The organism is Comamonas sp. NyZ500 (genome assembly GCF_016772095.1).
GTDB classification, from domain to species: Bacteria; Pseudomonadota; Gammaproteobacteria; order Burkholderiales; family Burkholderiaceae_C; genus Comamonas; species Comamonas thiooxydans.
In genome coordinates this window covers 255,675-276,687 of sequence record NZ_JAEIJE010000005.1, presented here as the reverse complement: position 1 = coordinate 276,687, position 21,013 = coordinate 255,675, and the positions used below count along the sequence as shown (strand labels likewise).

Here is a 21,013-nt window from a genome sequence, read left to right as displayed (position 1 = left end):
GCAACGCCGGCAGCGACCTGCAAGGCAGTGAACGCACGCATGCTCGGCGAATTGAGTTAGCGCAAGGTGCAACAGTACAACCCATGCGAGCATGAGTTGTACTGAGCCGGCTGGGCAGGTTTCCGAAAGAATGAACTGCGGAACCTGGAGGGCGACAAGGCCACAGCGGTTCCCGTTTCGCTTTTAGGAAAAGGAATAGCCAATGAAGAAGATCCTGATGACCCTGGCCCTGTGTGCAGTCGGTGCCCTGAGCGCACCCGCCATGGCGGCAGGCTGCGAAGCCGTCGTTGAAAGCAACGATGCCATGCAGTTCAATGTCAAAAGCATCGATGTGCCCAAGTCCTGCAAGAAGTTCAGCGTGACTCTCAAGCATGTGGGCAAGATGCCCAAGACCGCAATGGGCCACAACATCGTGGTCAGCACCGCTGCCGACATGCAGGCCGTGATCACCGACGGCATGGCCGCTGGTGCTGGCGCCGACTATGTGAAGGCCGGCGATGCACGCGTGCTGGCTCACTCCAAGGTGATCGGTGGCGGCGAGACTACCAAGTTCGACATCGATGCGAGCAAGCTCAAGGCTGGCACTGACTATGCCTTCTTCTGTTCCTTCCCCGGTCACTCGGCCCTCATGAAGGGCTCGCTCAAGCTGGGCTCCTGAGTTCCGAAGCTCCCGATTCAGGAGCTTGCAGCGCTTTCCTCATATAAGTTTTGAAGTTATTTAAACTGAAAAACATTGATAAGCAAGCGCCATAAGCTCTGAAATCAGGAGCAAAATCGGCTACATCAAAGCGCCTGTGATTCGCGTCACAGGCGCTTTTTCATGGCTTATTCCATCGCCGAAGTCAGCGGTCTGTTGCTCACCACATGCTTCATCACCAGCGTGGAAGTCATGCGCAGCACGCCGGGCAGCCGGGTCAGCTGCTCGTCATAAAGCCGCTGGTAGGCAGGCAGATCGCGCACCACGACCTGCAGCAGATAGTCGGGATCACCGAACAGGCGCTGGGCCTGCACCACATTGTCGAGCCGGGCCACGGCGTCCTCGAACGCAGGCACGGACTTGCTGTCCTTGAGCGTGACAAAGACCAGGGACGAGAAATCCAGCCCCAGCGCCGCGGGGTCCAGCTCGGCGCGGTAGCCGCGAATCACGCCCGATTCTTCCAGCGCACGCACACGCCGGTGGCAGGGCGACAGGCTCAGGCCCACCTGCTCGGCCAGCTCGGTCACCGTGAGGCGGCCATTGTTTTCGAGCGCAGCAAGAATTTTTCGATCCAGCGAGTTCACGAGGCAGTTTCTTCCAATTTCAAGCCGATCGGCGGCGAATATTGAGAGCACATTCTCTCTCCTCTTCCATATTCTCTCGGCATCAACGCTTTTCGAGGGAATTTCGTGTCCTACGCCGCCTTGACCGCCTTCTGGGCCGTCTCCTTTCTGCTGGTGCTCACGCCCGGGGCCGACTGGGCCTATGTGATCTCGGCCGGTCTGCGCGGCAGACGGCTGGTGCTGCCCGCCACGCTGGGCCTGGCCTGCGGTGCGCTGCTGGCCACGCTGGCCGTGGCGGCAGGCGTTGGCGCCCTGGTGGCGCGCAACCCGGCCCTGCTGACCGCCTTGACGGCCACCGGCGCGCTGTACCTGGCCTGGATGGGCGTGGGACTGTGGCGCAGCCCGGCAGCCATAGGCAGCGCCGGCGATGCCGAGAGCGGCACGCGCTGGCACTGGACGATCAAGGGTGCCAGCGTCAGCGGCCTCAACCCCAAGCAGCTGTTGCTGTTGCTGGCCCTGCTGCCGCAGTTTGTGCGGCCTGCCGAGGGCTGGCCGGTGTTTGCGCAGATCATGGCCCTGGGCGCCGTCCATGCGGCCAGTTGCGCCGTGGTCTACTTCGGCGTGGGCTGGGGCTCGCAAAGCGTGCTGCGCTCGCGCCCCGCCGCCGCGCTTGCCGTCTCGCGCCTGTCGGGCACGCTGATGCTGGTGATTGCCGCCGTGCTGCTGGGCGAGATCGCCGTTCAGCATCTCTGACAGCAAAAATGCCTGCGGCCGAAAACCGCAGGCATTTCAAGAATAGGCATATGCCACAACCCGGGACACCGGGCTCCCGCATTGCAAAGCAAGGCGGCAGAGGGGGCAGAGCGCCTCAGCAGAGGCCACTCCATCTCATCAGCTCTTCAGTGCCCCCAGCACCTCGTCCAGCATCTTCTTGGCATCACCGAACAGCATGCGGTTGTTGTCCTTATAGAACAGCGGATTGTCCACGCCCGCATAACCGGAGGCCATGGAGCGCTTCATCACGATCGAGGTCTTGGCCTTCCACACTTCCAGCACCGGCATGCCGGCGATGGGGCTCTCGGGATCGTCCTGGGCTGCCGGATTGACGATGTCGTTCGCGCCGATGACGATGGCCACGTCGGTCTCGGGGAAGTCTTCGTTGATCTCGTCCATCTCCATCACGATGTCGTAAGGCACCTTGGCCTCGGCCAGCAGCACGTTCATGTGGCCGGGCATGCGGCCCGCCACCGGGTGGATGGCAAAGCGCACATCCACACCCTGCTCACGCAGGGTCCGGGTGATTTCATTGACGGTGTGCTGGGCCTGGGCCACGGCCATGCCGTAGCCGGGCACGATGATGGCGCTTTTTGCCTCGCGCAGCATCTCGGCGGTCTCGGCTGCACTGACGGGTGCCACTTCGCCCTGGGGCTCGGCGGCCGCAGAAGCATCGCCTTTCTTGGCGAGAGCGCCGGAGCCGAAGCCGCCCGCAATCACGCTGATGAAGTTGCGGTTCATGGCCTGGCACATGATGTAGCTCAGGATGGCACCCGAGGAGCCCACCAGCGCGCCGGTGACGATCAGCAGGTCATTGCCCAGCATGAAGCCGGTGGCCGCAGCAGCCCAGCCCGAGTAGCTGTTGAGCATGGACACCACCACGGGCATGTCGGCCCCACCGATGGCCATGACCATGTGCACGCCGAACAGCAGGGCGATGACGCTCATCACGATCAGCGGCAACATGCCGTCAGCCACGGTTTGGGCATGCAGAAACTCGCGCCCGAACCAGATCACCACCAGCAGCGCGAGCAGATTGAGCCAGTGGCGTGCGGGCAGCAGCAGCGGCTTGCCGCCTATCCTGCCGTTGAGCTTGCCGAAGGCTATCAGCGAGCCCGAGAAGGTGACGGCACCGATCAGGATGCCCACGTAGATCTCCACCTCGTGAATGGCTTTTTCTGCGCCAGCGAGCTCGATGGAGGTATCGACATAGCTGGCAAAGCCCACCAGACAGGCGGCCAGGCCGACCAGGCTGTGCATGAGGGCGACCAGCTCGGGCATCTGGGTCATCTTGACGACCTTGGCCGCATACAGGCCGATACCGCCACCGACCACCAGCGCGCCGACGATCCAGGCGATGCCGCCGGCATCGACGCGTGGGCCGAACACGGTGGCCAGCACGGCCAGCGCCATGCCGACCATGCCGAACAAATTGCCGCGGCGTGAGGTTTCGGGGTTGGACAGGCCACCGAGGCTGAGGATGAACAAAATGGCAGCCCCCAGATAGGCCACCGTTGCGAGACTTTGGGACATGGTGTTTCTCTCTTGTGCTCGTTCTTCTTATTTGCGGAACATGGCCAGCATGCGACGTGTCACGGCAAAGCCGCCAAACATATTGATGGCAGTCAGCACCAGCGCTGCAAAGGCCAGCCAGCGGATCAAGTCATCAGGGCGAGCGGTACCCGCCGTTCCCGGCGGTGCAATCTGCACCAGGGCGCCAATGGCGATGATGCTGGAGATGGCGTTGGTCACGCTCATCAGCGGCGTGTGCAAGGCCGGCGTCACATTCCACACCACCATGTAGCCGATGAAACAGGCCAGCACGAACACCGTGAAGTGGCCCAGGAAGGCCGCCGGCGCGTAGGCACCGATGAACCAGAAGGCCAAGGCGGCAATCGCAAAAATAATGGCCAAGGTCTTGGCCGGCAGCGGGCCGGCAGCGCCATGACCATGGCCGCCTTTCTTCTGCTCCACCACAGCCACGGCCGGTTTGGGGGCTGGCTTGGGCGCCTGGGCAAGGGGCGGGGCAGGCCAGGTGATTTCTCCGTCCTTGACCACGGTCAGGCCGCGAATCGCATCGTCTTGCATATTCACCACGGCCACGCCATTCTTGGCCTTGCACAGCTCTTCCGTCAGGCGCAGCAGGTTGGTGGCGTACAGCGTGGACGATTGCTTGGCCAGGCGCGATGCGAGGTCGGTGTAGCCTATGATGGTCACGCCGTGGCGCACCACGGCCTCGTTGGGAACGGTCAGCTCGCAGTTGCCGCCCTGCTCGGCCGCCATGTCGACGATCACGCTGCCGGGCTTCATGCTCTGCACCATCTCGGCCGTGATCAGCTTGGGCGCCGGTTTGCCGGGGATCAGCGCGGTGGTGATGATGATGTCGGCCTCCCTGGCCTGCTGGGCATACATCTGGCGCTGCGCAGCCTGGAAGCCCTCGCTCATCACCTTGGCATAGCCGCCGCCGCCGCCGCCGTCTTCTTCGTAGTCGACCTTGACAAACTCACCGCCCAGCGATGTGACCTGATCGGCCACTTCGGCGCGCGTGTCGTTGGCGCGCACGATGGCGCCCAGATTGGCGGCCGTGCCAATGGCCGACAGACCGGCCACACCTGCGCCGGCAATGAAGACCTTGGCTGGCGGCACCTTGCCTGCGGCCGTGATCTGGCCGTTGAAATAGCGGCCGAAGGCGTTGGCGGCCTCGATCACGGCGCGGTAACCCGAAACACCGGCCATGGAGGTCAGTGCATCCATCTTCTGCGCGCGGCTCAATGTCCGGGGCAGCGAGTCGATCGCCAGCACCGTCACCTTTTTGGCAGCCAGTTGCTGCATCAGATCGGGATTCTGGGCCGGCCAGATGAAGTCGATCAGGATCTGGCCTTCGCGCATCAGCGCGACTTCTTGCGGGGTGGGCGGGCGCACCTTGAAGAGGATGTCGGCAGCAGCCCAGACCGCCGCAGCGTTGGGCAGCACCTCGGCCCCCACTGCGCGATAAGCGTCATCGCTGAAGTTGGCGGCATCGCCGGCGCCCGATTCGATGGCGACCGAAAAACCCAGCTTGATGAGTTTTTCGACCACATCGGGCACGGTGGCCACGCGCTTTTCCAACGGGAAGGTTTCCCGTGGAATGCCGATGCGTTGGGCGCCAGAGCGTTGGGCGTCACCAAGCTGGGCGTCAGCGCCGCTCGGCTGGTTGGAAGAGGTAGACATGCAGAGTCTCCTGGAGTTTAAAAACGGTTTTCCTCCAGACCGCCCCGTCCTCTGTCATTCCTGCCCGTGGGAGGAACTTGTATTGCATGGGCATTGGCACGGCCTGAACGATCTTGAAACTGTGTCGGGGCGCCTCCCATGAAGCGAATGCCCGCTGCCTTGCAGCACAAATACGTTTTAGCAGCCCGCACCAAAATGGGGCACTCGCATCCATGCTAGCTCAAATGAGGGATGACGCCAGAATCTGAGCGGGCATTTTTGATGCGCGTGTCATGCCGTGTCATGCTTGCGGGGTTCGCAGCCCGCGAGACTACGCAAACGCCCGAAAAATACAAGTCACCCATGTTGCAATATCACACTGTCCCCGTCACAGCCTTTCAACAGAACTGCTCTCTCGTCTGGTGCGACCAGACCATGGACGCGGCCGTCATCGACCCGGGCGGAGATATCGAGCAAATCGAGTGGGAGGTGGAACGCCTGGGCCTGAATCTCAAGGCCATCTGGATCACCCACGCCCATATCGACCACGCGGGCGGCACCAGCGAGCTGGCGGCCAAGTACGAGCTGCCCATCATCGGCCCGCATGAGGGCGACCAGTTCTGGATCGACGGCCTGCCCCAGCAGGGCGCCATGTTCGGCTTTCCCCACTCCGACCCCTTTGTGCCCACGCGCTGGCTGCATGACGGCGACACCGTGAGCATCGGCCAGGAAACGCTGAACGTGCGCCACTGCCCAGGTCACACGCCCGGCCATGTGGTCTTCCACTCACCGCAGATCGACCGCGCCTTTGTCGGCGATGTGCTGTTTGCCGGCAGCATAGGCCGCACGGACTTCCCGCAGGGCAATCATCAGCAGCTGATCGACTCCATCGTGCAGCGCCTGTGGCCCATGGGCGACCAGACGATCTTCATCCCCGGGCATGGCCCGGAAAGCAGCTTTGGCCGCGAGCGCAAGCTGAACCCCTATGTCAGCGGAACCTGAAGCCTGACGGCCGAGGCTTGCGGAATCAGGTCTTCCGTAGCAGCATGCGCCTGTCACGCCTTGTGACATCACATCTATTGGAGGGAGTTCGTATGCGCAATTTATGGAAAATTTGCCTGGCTTCAGCCCTGGTCAGCAGCTCATGGGCGAGCCTTGCTCAGGCTCCGGCAGCGGCGCCTGCCGCACCGGCCGCCAAAACAGCCCCCATGCCCGCCAAGCCGGCGGCAGAACCCGCAGCAAAGGCTGCGCCGGCCCCTGCCGCTGCCAAGACGGACATGCAGACCTTTGTCTGCAAGGATGGCTCCACCATGAGCGCGGCGTCCTCCAAGGGAGCTTGCTCGGGCCGCAAGGGCATTGATCAGCAGGCCACTGCCAAGGCAGCAGCAGGCGCCAAGCCGGCCGCGACCGCCGCACCTGGCGGCGGTGCAGGCAAGGTCTGGGCCAATGAGGACAGCAAGATCTACCACTGCCCCGGCACCCGTTACTACGGCACGACCAAGAACGGCAAGTACATGAGCGAGGCCGATGCCAAGGCCGCCGGCATGCACGGCGCCAACAACAAGAGCTGCAGCTGAACCTGTAGCATCAAACCATCGCGCTGACCTGCGATTGCAGGCAGCGCGATTTTTCATTCACAACAGGCTGGATTGCTTGTCCATCAAACACAGGCAGCTATCAATTCAAAAGGACAATCGCGGGCATGAACTGGTTGGTCGGACTGGGTATCTTGCTGATGGCGGCCTTGCTGCTATGGGCTTTTTCGGCGCTGTTCATCAGCATGCTCGCCGGCCTGGCGGTCAGCGCCCTGCTCTGGCAGCCGCTGCGCTGGTGGCGCCGCAGGCAGTTGCTGCGCGAGCTGGAACAGAACCCGGCTCTCGATGTCCAGCAGCAGGCCCCTTGTGCCCTGTTTTATCTGCTGTCCGCAGCCGTGGTTCTGCTGGGATGCGCCGCCGCACTGGCCACTCTGATTCATCTGCCCGACAGCCTTTATTCGCCCGAGCAGCTTTCTCTGATCTGTGGTCTGGTCTTTGCCATCAGTCTTGCCACCCTCATCAAGCTGAGCGGCAATCTCGTCAGCCTGGGTGAGGAGGCCTCTGCCGCTGCCGAGATCAGGGCGGCCTGGTCGCTGGCAGCGGGCATTGTGCCCATGCTGTCCCTCATCACCCTGATTTTCTTCGTACCGCATACGGCGGGCTGGATGGTCTGGCGCGAGCAATGGCGGGGCTATGACAGCACGCAGTTGCGCATCCCCCTGAAGCACAACGATGCCGAGCACCAGCAGGCCTTGTTGCAGTTGGTCCGCCCGATGCTGGAGCAAGGCAGCCGCATCCTGAGTCACCGTGCCCGCTCGCGCAGCGGCGGCAGCTATACCCTGAGCGCAGCCCTGCCCGCACGCTATCGTTTTCATAACAATGCGCTGGAGTTGCAACTGGCGGGTCTGATGCCGCAGGAGCAACTCAACATGCATCTGCAGGCCCTGATTTCCGTGGTGGAAGGAGAGGCCAGCAGCCTGCCACTGGCCTATGCCCAATGTCAGCCCTCCCCCGATTGGTTGGGCAGACAGCGCTTTTTCGGGCGTGGCCAGCAAGCCATGCAATCGCTGCGCGAATGCGTGCGGACTCGCCAATCCGAGCTGACGACCGCTCTTCAATTGCTGCGGGGCAATCTGCAGGAGGTGCAAGTGGGCTGGAGTCGCTTTCGCCCCTGGCCGGCTCTGCCGCGCTGGCAGGCAGCTGCCTTGCCGGAAGATGAAGATGAACTGCTGCGGCTCGATACTTTGCGCTAGGAACCACTGAGCGGCAACACATCCAGCCACTGGCCGGGCTCCAGCCCTTCAATCGAATAAGGCCCCACGGCCATGCGCACCAGCCTCAGCGTGGGGTGGCCGACGGCTGCCGTCATGCGGCGCACCTGGCGGTTCCTGCCCTCGCGGATGATGAGCTCGATCCAGCAATCGGGAATGTTCTGGCGCACGCGAATCGGCGGGTTGCGCGGCCACATCAGGGGCTGGGGTTCTATCAGGCGGGCCTTGGCGGGCAGTGTCTTGCCGTCGCTCAACTCCACGCCCTCGCGCAGGCTCTGCAAAGCGGCCTCGTCCGGGATGCCTTCGACCTGCACCCAGTAGGTCTTCTCCATCTTGTGGCGCGGATCGGCAATGCGGGCCTGCAACTGGCCGTCATTGGTCAGCAGCAGCAGGCCTTCGCTGTCGGCATCGAGCCGGCCCGCCACATAGACACCGGGCACATCGAGCCAGTCCTTGAGGCCCTGCCACTTGCCCTCGGGCGTGAACTGGCTGAGCACTCCATAGGGCTTGTGAAAGCACAGCAGACGCGTGACCTCGGGCCGGGGCGCGGGCTGGCGCACCACGGTGCTGCGGCGCAAGTTGCTGGAGCGATTGGAAGAGAACGGGCGGGGCATGGCAGCGAGCTTAGCAACAAAGACCTGGACTGGCATCAAGCATCAAAAAGCCTTGTATCGCTTACTGGACTATGAAAAATAGCTATCAGTTTTGAAAATCCGGGAAAGCAGCACCGAGGAGCGGCTGTGGATACACCTCACGCACGCAGTTCAGCCAGGCCTGGGCCGCACGCGACAGGTAGCCGGGCCGCCACATCAGCGCCACATCCCAGGGGATCTCGGGCTCCACCAGCGGGCGGCTGGCCACGCGCTGCGGGTCGTAGCGGGCGATGACATGCTCGAACATCACGGCCACACCCACCTGGGCCGCGACCAGATGGCCTATGAAATCCCAGTAGCGCGTCTGCAGCTTGACCTGTGGCGTGAAGCCCGCTGCCTCGCATTGCTGCAGCACATGCTCGTGCAGCGCAAAGTCCGAGGTGTAGAGCACAAACGGCAGCTCGCGCAGATCGCTCCAGCGCATGGGCTGGCCCGGGTCTGTCACCTGCTGGGCGGGCAGCACCACGCGCGTCTTCTGGCGCGCCACGGTGTAGCGCTCCAGCGCCGGATCGGGGGCCGCGAACAGGCCCAGCGCCATGTCCAGCTTGCCTTCCTGGATCAGTTGGTACTGGGCGCGCGCGCCCTGCTCGTTGACCTGAAGGTTCACACCCGGATAGCGCTGCTGGAACAGCGCGATCACCGGCGCCATGTAATGGCCCGTGGTGGGCATGATGCCCAGGGACAGATCGCCGCGCGTGATGTGATCCACCTCGGCCACCTGGCGGCGCAGCAACTGGGCCTGCTCGAGAATCTCCATCCCGCGGTCATAGACCACCTGGCCGGCATCGGTAAGCTGCACGCCCCGCCCCTCGCGCAGCAGCAAACGGCCACCGAATTCATCTTCCAGCGCCTTGACCATCTTGCTGATGGTGGGCTGGGTCACATGCAAGGTTTCGGCCGCGCGGGTGAAGCCGTTCTGACGCACAACCTCAATGAAATAGCGCAGGGCGCGCAAGTCCATGACAATTCCTTTTACGCATGGAAAAAATGAAAATAAGTCATTTTATGAATATAGGTGAAAACCCTAGAATTTCACCCATGTCACAGATTACGGAAGCTGCCGCCCCTCGCGCCCAGGGCTGCAGCCATTCTTTCGCCCAGACACTCTGGCAACTGCTCAAGGCCATGCTGCAAGTGTGCCTGCTCAGCGCCATCTGGATTGCCATGGATGTGCTGCGCCAGCATTTCGGCTGGAGCATGCCGGCCGGTCTGATCGGTTTCGGCCTGCTGGCCGTGGGCCTTTTTTCGGGCCTGGTCAAGGCACGCTGGCTGCAAAGCGGCACCAACTGGCTGCTGGCCGAGATGCTGCTGTTCTTCGTTCCCGCCATGCTGGTGGTCACCGAATACCCCGATCTGATCCGCCACCAGGGCTTGCGCATTCTGGCCGTCATCGTCGCCAGCACAGCCTGCGTGATGGCCGTGACCGCACTGGCAGTCGATCGCGTCTATCGCTTCGAGCTGTGGCTGGCAAGGCGCAAGTCCAGCCGCGATGCCGCCGCCCTGGATGAGGAATAAGCCATGCTGTCGAATGAAGTCATCGGCCTGCTGTCGCTGCTGGCCACCGTGGCCTGCTACTGGGTCAACAAGCGCCTGTACCGCAAGCATCCCCACCCGTTGCTGATGCCCATAGTCGCCACCCCCATGGTGCTGATCGGCCTGTCGCTGCTGACCCATGTCAGCTACCCGCAGTACATCGCCCAGACACACTGGCTGGTCTGGCTGCTGGGCCCCACCACGGTGGCATTTGCACTGCCGCTGTACGAGAACCGCAAGCTGCTGCGCAAGCACTGGATGTCGATTGCCACCGGCGTGGTCGTGGCCAGCCTGGTCTCCATCTCCACCACCATTGCGTTTGCCGATATGTTCGGCCTGTCCGAGGCGCTGCAAAAAGGCCTGGCCGTGCGCAGCATCACGACACCGTTTGCGATCGAGGCCGAGAAAGTGCTGGGCGGCCCCACCGATCTGGCTGCGCTGTTCGTGCTGCTGACCGGTGTCAGTGCCATGCTGCTGGGCGAGACCGTGTTGCGTGTGCTGCCCCGCATCCGCAGCAAGCTGGCCACGGGCGCCAGCTGGGGCGGAGCTGCCCATGGCAGCGGCGTGGCCAGAGCGCGCCAGGCCGGCGAGGTGCAGGCCGTGATGGCATCGCTGGTGATGATGATTGCCGGTGCCGTCAATGTGCTGGCCGCCCCCTGGGTGCGCACATTGTTTTTCTGAGCGGCGCTCAGGGACCGGCTCCGGCAAGCGCCGCTCTCAGCGCACCGGAATGGCAATCGGGCGCAGCGGCGCGGCGTCGCCGCCGCGGATCTTGAGCGGCCCTCCGATGAAGGCGAACTCATAGACCTTGTCGCGCGAGAGCCCGTCCAGGGCCACCAATTCCATGATGGGAATGCCTTGCTGGGCCAGCAGGTAGCTGTGCAGCGGCACATAGTCATCGTCCACTTCCGAGGGGAAAGTCTCCAGGCTCAGGTTGTCGGCGCCGACAATCATGGCGCCGGCATCCTCGGCCAGAAAGCGTGCGGCATCCAGGCCCAGCCCTGGCGGTTTGGCCATATAGGCCTGGGGTTGCTCGTAGAGCTTCATGCGCCCCGTGCGAATCAGCACGACATCGCCCTTTTGCAGCGTCACGCTCTGGCGTGCCAGCGCATCCTTGAGGTCCTGCCGGGTGATCCGGTACTGGTCGGGCAGCATGTCCAGGCCCTTGGCCGCGGCCACGTCAATCAGCACGCCGCGCGCCACCAGAGGCGGGAATTTCTCTATGCCTGTGCGCTGCCAGCCCCGGTCGCCCAGATGCTCGTCGGCGCTGAAGCCGTTCCAGATCCTGCCGCGTATGCCGAAATGGTTGAGTGCGTCGATGTGCGTGCCCGTGTGGCTGTACATGGAGAACGCCGTGCCCGTGTAGCTGCGCGTGGCGTTCATGTTCTTGCCCACGTTCATGGGGTCGTCCACCACGGTGCCGCGTGGCGTGTGCGTCATCCAGAACTGGTAGTGCGGATCGCCGGCATCCTGCCAGCTGGGCATGCCCACGTAGTACTCGGTGGCGAGGTCATAGACCTGACCGCCTGCGATGCGCTGCAGGATGGCAGCGCGCGAAGCGGGCGTTATCAGGTTCAGGCGGCCGATCTCGTCGCCCGGCCCCCAGGGGCTGGTGCCCACATCCTGGCCGGCACCGGCCGGGAGCGTGTGGCCACCGTGGGCATGAGCCAGGCCGGAGAACGCTGCTGCCATCACGAGCAACAGGGTAGGCAAGCGCCGGACACGGGCGCGGAAAGAGAAGTTCATGAGTGTTTCCTAGGAAGCGGTGCGCCTTTCGGCGCTAGTGAGAAAGTGAGAGGAAATGGCTTAGCCCAGCAGGACGCGCAGCCGTTCACGCAGCATGTTCAGGGGCTGGGTCTGTAGCGGTGGCAGGCCCTGGGCGATCAAGGTGGGAATGCTGCGCAGGCCCAGGCGCCGGGCCAGGGCAAGGTCCTCCTGGACCAGGTCCATGGCCTCGGCGCTTTCCATGCAGCGTGCAAAAGCATTGCGCTCGAAGCCGGTGTGCGTGGCAATGTCCAGCAGCACCTCGGCGTCGCCAATGTTGCGATGGGCACTCATATGGGCGTGCTGTATGGCATCGAACAGATTCCAGTGGGCCTCGTCGCCCTCCAGGATCTGGGCGGCCTGGCAGGCCAGTGCGCCGGCCAGGCCGCTGGGGTACTCAAAGGCTTCGCGGCGCATGCCTTCGATGTCGATGCGCTGGGTGTCGTCATGCCGTGCGCAGGCCGCCCAGTGCCCGAGAATGGTCTGCTTGGCCTGCTCCATGGAACCAAACCTTGCCACCATCTCGGCGCGGGAGGCTTGCAGCACAAAGCTGCGCTGACGTACACGCAGGCCCAGCTCGCCTGCCACCTGGCGCAGGCGCGGCGACATCACATAGCACCAGCCGCAAACCACGTCGTGGAAGAAATTGATGCTGGGAGCTGCCTGCGCTGCCGCGGGCAGGACCGGGTCAGGGGCTGGATGGGCTGCGGCCTGCGCGGGCAGAGCGCAGAAAAAATCATGGCATTGCGTCATGCTTGTGTCCTTCATGGCTGATGGACAGCAAGCGTAGGACGCAGGCCTCGCAGGAGTAAGAGGCCTGCGCTTGAGAAACTCTTAATCCAGCGTCAAGAATCCCCGCCCATGGCCGCAGGCAGCTCTTCGGCCAGAAAGTCCACAAAGGCGCGCACCTTGGGCAGCAGGTGGCGTTGCGTGGGGTAGACCACGTAGACATGGCGCGGCTGCTCGGCCCAGTCTTGCAGGGCCAAGGCCTCCAGCTGGCCCTGGGCGATGGCGGGCCGGGCCAGAAAGGACGGCAGTGCACCAATGCCGAGGCCAGCCACCAGCAGTTCCCGCAACATCAGGCTGTTGTTGACGCTGGCTCGTGCTTCGCTCGGAACTTGCAGGCCGTCGTCAGCCTGAGCCAGGCTGTAATTCAGCAGCGCATGGTCGCGCAGCGCTGCCACGCTGGCCGGGCGGCCGTGTTGCTGTAAATAGGCCGGCGACGCGCACAACATTTGCGACAGCGAGGCCAGACGTCGCGCAATCAGCGATGAATCCGCGAGCTCGGCGCTCAGGCGTATGGAGACATCGAATCCCTGGCCCACGGCGTCCACCAGTCGGTCTTCCATGGATAGGTCGATCTGCAATTGCGGATGGCGCTGCATAAAGCGCGCCAGCAGCGGCGCCAGCGTGCTCAGCGCAAACGACAGCGGCGCGTTCACGCGCAGCCGCCCCGTCACCTGCAGGGACTGGGCACGTACCGATTGCTCCAGCGTGTCAAAGCCATCCAGCAGCCGGCAGCATTCGGCGTAATAGGCCCGGCCGGTATCGGTCAGACTCATGCGGCGCGTGGTGCGCTGGATCAGCACCGCCCCCAGCTGTGCCTCCAGCGCGCGCAACTGCTTGCTGAGAGCCGCCGAGGAAAGATCGAGTGCATCGGCGGCCCTGGCAATGCTGCCCAGTTCGACAATGCGCCTGAAGGCGCGCAAAGGGGTGAGCGAATCCATGGAAGAGAAGAGCGAAAACCTGGGCCGCAGCGTAGCAGCTTTCGCTGCGGGGGCGACGCGGCCCGGGCATGCTCGCTCTTCTTCTGAAAAATGGGCCGCTCAAGTTTTGCAGCTTGCTTGAACAGCCCCAAGCATCACGCCAGCGTATAGGCCGTCTTCACCGTGGTGTAGAACTCCTGGGCATAGCGGCCCTGCTCGCGCGGGCCGTAGCTTGAGCCCTTGCGACCGCCGAACGGCACGTGGTAGTCCACGCCCGCCGTGGGCAAATTGACCATGACCATGCCGGCCTGGCTGTGGCGCTTGAAGTGCGTGGCGTGCTTGAGGCTGGTGGTCGCAATGCCGGCCGACAGGCCAAACGGCGTGTCGTTGGACACCGCCAGGGCCTCCTCGTAGTCCTTGACGCGGATCACGCTGGCCACGGGGCCGAAGACTTCTTCGCGGTTGATGCGCATGCCGGCCTCGGTGTCCACGAACAACGTGGGCGCCATGTAGTAGCCCTGCTTGCCGCTGCCCGTGTGGCAGGCCACGCGGGCGCCGCCGGCGGCCAGGCGCGCGCCTTCGGCCTTGGCGATTTCTACGTAGCTCAGATCCTGCTCCAGCTGGGCCTGGCTGACCACGGGGCCCATATCGGTGCCGGCGGCGCGTGCATCACCGACCAAGATCCGCGCCATGCGCGCCTGCAGGGCCTCGATGAAGGCGGGGTAGATCTTGTCGGTGACGATGAGGCGGCTCGATGCCGTGCAGCGCTGGCCCGTGGAGTAAAAGCCGCTCTGGGCCGACAGCTCCACGGCCTGAGCGAGATCAGCATCGTCGAGCACGATCTGGGGGTTCTTGCCGCCCATTTCCAGCTGCACCTTCTTACCGCTTTTGACGCAGGCTTCGGCAATGCCGCGGCCCACGCCCACCGAGCCCGTGAAACTGATGGCCGCCACATCGGCATGGTTCACCAAGGCTTCGCCGATCACGCGGCCTCGGCCCATGACCAGGTTGAACACACCGGCGGGGATGCCCGAGCGGTGGATGATGTCGGCCAGGGCCCAGGCACTGCCGGGCACCAGGTCGGCGGGCTTGAGGACCACGCAGTTGCCGAAAGCCAGGGCCGGGGCGATCTTCCAGGCCGGGATGGCAATGGGGAAGTTCCAGGGCGTGATCAGGCCGACCACGCCAATGGGTTCGCGCGTGATCTCCACGCCGATGCCGGGACGCACCGACGGCAGGGTCTCGCCGCTCAGGCGCAGGCATTCACCGGCAAAGAACTTGAAGATCTGGCCGGCGCGGCCGACTTCGCCAATGGCTTCGGGCAGGGTCTTGCCTTCTTCGCGGGCCAGCAGATCGCCCAGCTCCGCCTTGCGCGCCAGGATCTCCGTGCCTATCTTGTCCAGGGCGTCGGAGCGCGCCTGGATGCCCGAGGTGGACCAGGCAGGAAACGCGGCAGCGGCAGCAGCCACGGCGGCCTGCACATCGGATGCTCCGCCCTGGGCGTATTCGCCGATCACATCGGACAGATCGCTGGGATTGGTGTTGGGGGAATAACTGTCAGCAGCCGTCCACTGGCCGTTGATGAGGTTGTCGTAGCGGGACATGGAGTTCTCCGTAAGAAAAAGAGGAACGCGAAGCAAGCGTCGTGCAAATCAGGGCGCGGCCCAGGCCAGAGACGCCGAGCAAGGGCCGCCCCTCAGCGATGGCGGTCCCCCTGGGGGAAGGCGCGCAGCGCCTCAGGGGGGAGGCATTACCTCACCATGCAAGGCCGTTTGTTGTCGAACTTCCAGCCGGGGATCAGGTGCTGCATGGCAATGGCGTCGTCACGCGCGCCCAGGCCGTGCTCCAGATACAAGGCATTGGCGCGCTTGAGCGCCTCGCGGTCCACGGTCACACCCAGGCCGGGGGTCTTGGGCACCTCCACAAAACCGCCCTTGATCTGCAGGGGTTGCTGCGTGAGGTACTGGCCGTCCTGCCAGATCCAGTGTGTATCGATGGCCGTGACCTTGCCGGGCACCGCGGCGGCCACATGGGTGAACATGGCCAGCGAGATGTCGAAATGGTTGTTGGAGTGCGAGCCCCAGGTCAGGCCCCAGTCGCGGCAGGTCTGGCCCACGCGCACCGAGCCGGCCATGGTCCAGAAATGGGGGTCGGCCAGCGGGATGTCCACGGACTGCAGCGACAGGGCGTGCACCATCTGGCGCCAGTCGGTGGCGACCATGTTGGTGGCCGTGGGCAGACCGGTAGCGCGGCGAAATTCAGCCATGACCTCGCGGCCCGAGAAACCGCCTTCGGCGCCGCAGGGGTCTTCGGCATAGGCCAGCACGCCGCGCATGTCGCGCATCAGGCGGATGGCGTCCTTGAGCAGCCAGCCGCCGTTGGGGTCCAGGGTGACGCGTGCCTCGGGGAAACGCTTGGCCAGCGCGGTCACGGCTTCCACTTCCTGCTCGCCGGCCAGCACGCCGCCCTTGAGCTTGAAGTCGTTGAAGCCGTAGCGCGCGTAGGCGGCTTCGGCCTGGCGCACGATGGTCTCGGGCGTCATGGCCGTCATGTGGCGCACCTGGGTCCAGTCGTCCGTGCCCAGCTTGTCTTCGCCGGGCTTGACGTAGTCCAGGCCGGTCTTGTCGCGGGGGCCCACAAAGAACAGGTAGCCCAGCATTTCCACGCGATCGCGCTGCTGGCCTTCGCCCAGCAGGGCGGCCACGGGCACGCCCAGGTGCTGGCCCAGCAGGTCCAGCAGGGCGGATTCGATGGCGGTCACCGCGTGCACGCCGATGCGCAGGTCAAAGGTCTGCAAGCCGCGGCCGCCGGTGTCGCGGCCTTCCAGGGATTTCTGCAGCTCTTGCAGCAGCTGCAGGTGCTGGCCGATGGAGCGGCCGATCAGCACCTGCCTGCCGTCCTCCAGGGCCTGGCGAATACCTTCCCCGCCCGGCACCTCGCCCACCCCGGTACGGCCCGCGCTGTCGTGCACCAGCACGATGTTGCGCGTGAAGTAGGGCGCATGCGCGCCGCTGAGGTTCATGAGCATGCCGTCGCGGCCGGCGACGGGAATGACTTCGATGGCGGTGATGGTCGGGGTAGTGGACATGGGAAGACTCTTCAACAGACTCGGAGGGAAAGGGACATCACTGCGCGGCGGACCAGGGCACCTCGGCCGCTGGGCGGCCCGTGGCGATGAACTGCTGCAGATTCAGCAGAACCAGGTCGGCCATGGCGCGGCGGGTTTCATGGGTGCCGCTGGCGATATGGGGTGCCAGCACCACGTTGTCCAGGGCCAGCAGGGCCGGCAGGGGGCGGGGCTCGTCCTCGAATACGTCGAGGCCCGCACCGGCGATGCGCTTGTTCTCCAGGGCATCGGCCAGGGCGACCTCGTCGACCACGCTGCCGCGGGCCACGTTGACCAGGAAGCCCTGCGGGCCCAGCGCGGCCAGCACTTCGGCATTCACCAGGTGGCGCGTGCCTTCACCGCCGGCGGCGGTGATGACCAGGATGTCGGCCCAGCGCGCCAGCTCCAGCAGCGAGGGCAGGTACTGGTGGGACGAGCCTTCGACGGAGCGGCGGTTGTGGTAGGCCACTTCCATGTCGAAGCCCGAGGCGCGGCGCGCCACGGTGCTGCCGATGCGGCCCATGCCGAAGATGCCCAGGCGCTTGCCGCTGGCGCGGGTGCGGATGCCAAAGCGGCCCCGGCTCCAGTCGCCGCGGCGCACGAAACGGTCGGATTCGCTGAGGCCGCGTGTAGCGTCCAGCAGCAGGGCAAAGGCCAGGTCGGCCACACAGTCGTCGAGCACGCCGGGCGTGTAGCCCACACGCGCGCCGCGGCGCAGCAGGGCATCCTTGTCCAGGGCATCGAAGCCCACGCCGAAGCTGCTCACGAACTTGAGCTTTGGCAGAGCGTCGACCACACGGGCGGGCAGGCCCATGGCGGCCGAGGTGACCAGGTATTCGAACTGCGCTCCATGCTCGGCCAGGAAACGGTCGGGATCGGCTTCCTGAGAAAGGATATGCACGTCATAGGCCTGAGCCAGTTCGGCGTCGAGTTGGGCCAGTGGCATCTGGCCGTATTGAAGAACGCGTGGTCGGATGGTCGCCATGCCTTGAAATCCTTGGAACTTGCGGGGACTGAAAGCCCCGGTGAAAAGGGCCTGCGTGGTGGCTGGCCTGCGGGAAACGGCCTGGGGGCCGTCCCGTTGTTTCTAGCTCAATCTGCGGTGATCTTGCGGGTATGGATCAGTTGCTTCCAGCGCTCGTTCTCCTGTGCCTGAAAGCGCGTGAATTCTTCGGGCGTGTTGCCCACGATTTCCAGCCCTTGCTCCACAAAGCGCTTGCGGATGTCGGGCTGCTGAACGGCTGCGATCGCGGCCTTGGACAATCTGGCCTTCACATCGACCGGCAGGCCCTTGGGAGCGGCCATGCCTTGCCACGAATAGACCTCGGCCCCCTTGACGCCGGACTCGGCCAGTGTGGGCACATCGGGCAGCACGGGCGAACGCTGGGTTCCGGTCACGGCAATGGCGCGCAGCTTGCCGCTACGCAGATGGGACAGCACGGCGTTGACGTTCTGGAACGAGAAATCCACCTGGCCACCCAGCAGATCGGTGATGGCCGGTGCTCCGCCCTTGTAAGGCACATGCACGGCTTCGGTACCCGTTTGCTGCCAGAACAGCTCGGCCGACAAGTGGTCCGAGGAGCCATTGCCGGAGCTGGCAAAACTGATCTTGCCGGGATTGGCCTTGAGCGCGGCGATCACCTCGCTCACGCTGCGGGCCTTTTGCGTCGGGCTGGCGACAAGCACATTGGGCGCCTGCACGGGAATGGTGATGTAGTCGAAATCCTTGCCGGCGTCATAGGGCACGTTCTTGACCATATGAGGGGTCACCACGAAAGGGCCCAGCGAAGCCACCAGCAGGGTGTAGCCATCGGCCGCGGCGCGCTTGACGGCTCCCGCACCGATGGTGCCCGTGGCTCCAGGACGGTTCTCCACGACAAAGGGCTTGCCCAGTTGCTCGCCCATGCTCAGGGCCAGGGCACGCGCCACGGTGTCGGTGGAGCCACCGGCCGGGAAGGGCACGATGATGTTGACGGGTTTGTCGGGAAAGCTGCTGGCCGCCTGGGCGGCCAGGGCCAGGGTGGCACCCAGCGTGATCAGTATTTTTTTCATGCCTTGTCTCCTGAAGACGCAGGGCCCGGTTCTTGGCCTGGCCCCTGCATCGGGTCTTATTGCGGGCCGAGCTTGTCGATCAGGACCTTGAGTTCTTCCATCTCGGCAGGCTTGAGGTCGGTCAGGGGAGCGCGCACGGGACCGGCATCGTGGCCGACCAGCTTGGCGCCGGCCTTGATGATGCTCACGCCATAGCCTTCGACACGGTTGCGGATCTTCAGGTAGGGCATGAAGAATTCCTTGAGCAGCTTGTGCTGTGTGGCCTGGTCATCGCTGCGCACGGCCTCGTAGAACTGCATCGCCGTCCTGGGGATGAAATTGAAGACGGCAGAGGAGTAGACGGGCGTACCCAGAGCCTTGTAGGCGGCCGCATAGACCTCGGCCGTGGGCAGTCCGCCCAGATAGGCGAAGCGATCACCCATCTTCATGAAGATGGAGGACATGGTCTCGATATTGCCCAGGCCGTCCTTGAAGCCCACCAGGTTGGGGCAGCGCTCGGCCAGGATGGCCAGGGATTCGGGCGTGAAACGCGAACGGTCGCGGTTGTAGACGATGACGCCGAACTTCACGCTCTTGCAGACCTGCTCCACATGGGCGATCAGGCCTTCCTGGCCGGCTTCGGTCAGGTAATGAGGCATCAGCAGAATGCCGTGGGCGCCCAGTCGTTCGGCCTCCTGGGCATGGGCGATGGCGTTGCGGGTGGGGCCGCCGGCGCCGGCGATGATGGGCACCTTGCCGCGGCAGGTATCCACGGCGGTCTTGATGATCTGGCCGTATTCCTCGCCATACAGCGAGAAGTATTCGCCCGTGCCACCGGCTGCGAACAGGGCACTGGCGCCGTAGGGAGCCAGCCATTCAAGGCGCGCGGCATAGCCCTTGGCATTGAAGTTGCCCTGGGCATCGAAGTCCGTCACGGGGAAGGACAGCAGGCCGGAACTCATCACGTCTTTGAGGTCTTGGGGTGTCATGGTAATCCTTGAAAAGAGGAGAGCAAAAAAAGATCTGGCAGCTCAGTCCAGCTGCAGTTGGGCGGCTTGCACCACGGCGCGCCAGCGCGCGCGCTCGGCGTTGAAGAATTTGTCGGTTTCCGCGGGCGTCATCGTGACGACCTCGGCACCCTGGCCGGTCAGTCGGGAGCGGACCTCGGTGGAGCGGATGGCAGCGAGCAGCACCTGGTTCACACGCTGCACCACGGCTTCAGGCGTCTTGGCGGGCAGCACCACGCCCTGCCAGGTGCCCGAGGCAAAACCCTGTGCGCCCTGCTCCGCCAGCGTCGGCACATCGGCGATCAGCGGCATGCGGGTGTTCTTGGAAATGCCCAGCAGCTTGAGCTTTCCGCTTTGCACATGCGGATAGGTGGCCAACATGCCGTTCATCAGCACCTGGGTCTGGCCTGCCACCGTGTCCTGGACCGACTGCACACCGCCCTTGTAGGGCACGTACACCCATTTGGCGCCAGTGATGCGGGCCAGCTCCACGCCCGCGAGATGGGGGGCACTGCCCGATGCGGTGACGGCAAAGTTCAGGTCCTGCTTCTTGGACAGCTCCACCAGCTCCTTGAGATTGCTGGCCTGGACGGAGGGATGCACCACCAGCATATGGGGCGAATAGGCCAGCATGGCTGCACCGCGCAGCGCCTTGGAAGGATCGAAGCTGAGCTTGGTATAGATGGAGGGAGAGATGGCCAGCGCGCCGAGATCGCAGAGCAGCCAGGTATAGCCGTCGGCCGGTGCACGGGCGACGAACTCAGCGCCCAGATTGCCATTGGCGCCGGGCTTGTTGTCGATCACCACGGTCTGCTTGAGCTCCTGGGAGATCAGCTGCCCGATGGAGCGCGCAATGATGTCGGAGCTGCCGCCGGGCGGATAGGGAACGACCAGACGGATGGGCTTGCTGGGCCAGGCATCGGCAGCCAGCAATGTGGACGACAGCAAACCGCCGGCCGCCAGGGCCAGCAGAGAGCGCAGAAAGTGCGTGCGTCGGACCATGGTGAAATGTCTCCTTGTTGTGGTCAGTCATCATACAACTAGGTTTTTTTGAACACCAAGATATTTCTTCTAAGGGTAAGCACGGATCGCTGCCGTCTACCAGGCTTTGGTCTTCGTCATTTCATCCAAGAAATATGCGTCAAACCCAATCCTTAAGATCGCTTGAAGCTATAAATTTGGAA

21 protein-coding genes are annotated in these 21,013 nt (G+C 64.1%); 7 read left to right on the top strand and 14 right to left on the bottom strand.

Annotated features, from left to right (window positions below; translation table 11 throughout):
- Window positions 1-202 precede the first annotated feature (202 nt).
- Complete coding sequence (gene azu, locus JAO85_RS10900) at window positions 203-658, top strand: azurin (protein ID WP_003070364.1); 456 nt, start codon at window positions 203-205, stop codon at window positions 656-658.
- Between the two features lie 167 nt (window positions 659-825).
- Here the strand turns inward: azu and JAO85_RS10895 are convergent, their stop codons facing one another.
- On the bottom strand, window positions 826-1,281 hold the full coding sequence (locus JAO85_RS10895) for an Lrp/AsnC family transcriptional regulator (RefSeq protein ID WP_003070362.1): 456 nt from the start codon (window positions 1,279-1,281) through the stop codon (window positions 826-828).
- A gap of 105 nt (window positions 1,282-1,386) precedes the next feature.
- Here JAO85_RS10895 and JAO85_RS10890 point away from each other — a divergent pair, with 105 nt between their 5' ends.
- Window positions 1,387-2,013, top strand: coding sequence for a LysE family translocator (locus JAO85_RS10890; protein ID WP_039050970.1), 627 nt, complete (start codon window positions 1,387-1,389; stop codon window positions 2,011-2,013).
- Between the two features lie 138 nt (window positions 2,014-2,151).
- On the opposite strand, the gene pntB is transcribed toward JAO85_RS10890, so the two are convergent.
- Together pntB and JAO85_RS10880 are read right to left on the bottom strand one after the other, a co-directional pair.
- On the bottom strand, window positions 2,152-3,567 hold the full coding sequence (gene pntB, locus JAO85_RS10885; protein ID WP_202788075.1) for a Re/Si-specific NAD(P)(+) transhydrogenase subunit beta: 1,416 nt from the start codon (window positions 3,565-3,567) through the stop codon (window positions 2,152-2,154).
- Between the two features lie 27 nt (window positions 3,568-3,594).
- A complete protein-coding gene (locus JAO85_RS10880; protein ID WP_237734795.1) occupies window positions 3,595-5,244 on the bottom strand; it encodes a Re/Si-specific NAD(P)(+) transhydrogenase subunit alpha in 1,650 nt (549 codons plus the stop codon).
- A gap of 342 nt (window positions 5,245-5,586) precedes the next feature.
- On the opposite strand from JAO85_RS10880, the gene JAO85_RS10875 reads away from it, so the two are divergent.
- The 3 genes from JAO85_RS10875 (at window position 5,587) to JAO85_RS10865 (ending at window position 8,011) form a co-directional block, all read left to right on the top strand.
- Window positions 5,587-6,225 carry an MBL fold metallo-hydrolase gene (locus JAO85_RS10875; RefSeq protein ID WP_039050972.1) on the top strand — a complete coding sequence of 213 codons (639 nt, stop codon included), beginning with the start codon at window positions 5,587-5,589 and terminating at the stop codon, window positions 6,223-6,225.
- 206 nt (window positions 6,226-6,431) lie between these two features.
- Complete coding sequence (locus JAO85_RS10870) at window positions 6,432-6,800, top strand: hypothetical protein (RefSeq protein ID WP_202788074.1); 369 nt, start codon at window positions 6,432-6,434, stop codon at window positions 6,798-6,800.
- A gap of 125 nt (window positions 6,801-6,925) precedes the next feature.
- A complete protein-coding gene (locus tag JAO85_RS10865; RefSeq protein ID WP_202788073.1) occupies window positions 6,926-8,011 on the top strand; it encodes a hypothetical protein in 1,086 nt (361 codons plus the stop codon).
- On the opposite strand, the gene JAO85_RS10860 is transcribed toward JAO85_RS10865, so the two are convergent.
- Together JAO85_RS10860 and JAO85_RS10855 are read right to left on the bottom strand one after the other, a co-directional pair.
- Complete coding sequence (locus JAO85_RS10860) at window positions 8,008-8,679, bottom strand: pseudouridine synthase (protein WP_202788072.1); 672 nt, start codon at window positions 8,677-8,679, stop codon at window positions 8,008-8,010. The genes JAO85_RS10865 and JAO85_RS10860 overlap by 4 nt on opposite strands.
- A gap of 49 nt (window positions 8,680-8,728) precedes the next feature.
- Window positions 8,729-9,643, bottom strand: coding sequence for a LysR family transcriptional regulator (locus tag JAO85_RS10855; RefSeq protein WP_012836732.1), 915 nt, complete (start codon window positions 9,641-9,643; stop codon window positions 8,729-8,731).
- A gap of 77 nt (window positions 9,644-9,720) precedes the next feature.
- On the opposite strand from JAO85_RS10855, the gene JAO85_RS10850 reads away from it, so the two are divergent.
- Together JAO85_RS10850 and JAO85_RS10845 are read left to right on the top strand one after the other, a co-directional pair.
- Window positions 9,721-10,197, top strand: coding sequence for a CidA/LrgA family protein (locus JAO85_RS10850; RefSeq protein WP_123974891.1), 477 nt, complete (start codon window positions 9,721-9,723; stop codon window positions 10,195-10,197).
- A gap of 3 nt (window positions 10,198-10,200) precedes the next feature.
- Window positions 10,201-10,896 carry an LrgB family protein gene (locus JAO85_RS10845; protein ID WP_003059524.1) on the top strand — a complete coding sequence of 232 codons (696 nt, stop codon included), beginning with the start codon at window positions 10,201-10,203 and terminating at the stop codon, window positions 10,894-10,896.
- A gap of 36 nt (window positions 10,897-10,932) precedes the next feature.
- Here the strand turns inward: JAO85_RS10845 and JAO85_RS10840 are convergent, their stop codons facing one another.
- The 9 genes from JAO85_RS10840 to JAO85_RS10800 form a co-directional block, all read right to left on the bottom strand.
- Entirely contained in the window at window positions 10,933-11,961 is a 1,029-nt protein-coding gene (locus JAO85_RS10840; protein ID WP_202788071.1) for a cyclase family protein, read from the bottom strand.
- A 60-nt stretch (window positions 11,962-12,021) separates the two neighbouring features.
- Window positions 12,022-12,732 carry a DsbA family protein gene (locus tag JAO85_RS10835; RefSeq protein ID WP_202788070.1) on the bottom strand — a complete coding sequence of 237 codons (711 nt, stop codon included), beginning with the start codon at window positions 12,730-12,732 and terminating at the stop codon, window positions 12,022-12,024.
- Between the two features lie 92 nt (window positions 12,733-12,824).
- A complete protein-coding gene (locus JAO85_RS10830) occupies window positions 12,825-13,706 on the bottom strand; it encodes a LysR family transcriptional regulator (RefSeq protein ID WP_202788069.1) in 882 nt (293 codons plus the stop codon).
- A 134-nt stretch (window positions 13,707-13,840) separates the two neighbouring features.
- Window positions 13,841-15,289, bottom strand: coding sequence for an aldehyde dehydrogenase family protein (locus JAO85_RS10825; protein ID WP_202788068.1), 1,449 nt, complete (start codon window positions 15,287-15,289; stop codon window positions 13,841-13,843).
- 146 nt (window positions 15,290-15,435) lie between these two features.
- Entirely contained in the window at window positions 15,436-16,773 is a 1,338-nt protein-coding gene (locus tag JAO85_RS10820; protein ID WP_202788067.1) for an enolase C-terminal domain-like protein, read from the bottom strand.
- 37 nt (window positions 16,774-16,810) lie between these two features.
- On the bottom strand, window positions 16,811-17,776 hold the full coding sequence (locus JAO85_RS10815) for a 2-hydroxyacid dehydrogenase (protein ID WP_039049435.1): 966 nt from the start codon (window positions 17,774-17,776) through the stop codon (window positions 16,811-16,813).
- 107 nt (window positions 17,777-17,883) lie between these two features.
- Complete coding sequence (locus JAO85_RS10810; protein ID WP_003070430.1) at window positions 17,884-18,843, bottom strand: tripartite tricarboxylate transporter substrate binding protein; 960 nt, start codon at window positions 18,841-18,843, stop codon at window positions 17,884-17,886.
- A 56-nt stretch (window positions 18,844-18,899) separates the two neighbouring features.
- Window positions 18,900-19,811 (bottom strand): 5-dehydro-4-deoxyglucarate dehydratase, encoded by a 912-nt coding sequence (gene kdgD / locus JAO85_RS10805; RefSeq protein ID WP_012836723.1) that lies wholly within the window; start codon window positions 19,809-19,811, stop codon window positions 18,900-18,902.
- A gap of 42 nt (window positions 19,812-19,853) precedes the next feature.
- Window positions 19,854-20,831 (bottom strand): tripartite tricarboxylate transporter substrate binding protein, encoded by a 978-nt coding sequence (locus JAO85_RS10800; protein WP_003070432.1) that lies wholly within the window; start codon window positions 20,829-20,831, stop codon window positions 19,854-19,856.
- Window positions 20,832-21,013: the final 182 nt, after the last annotated feature.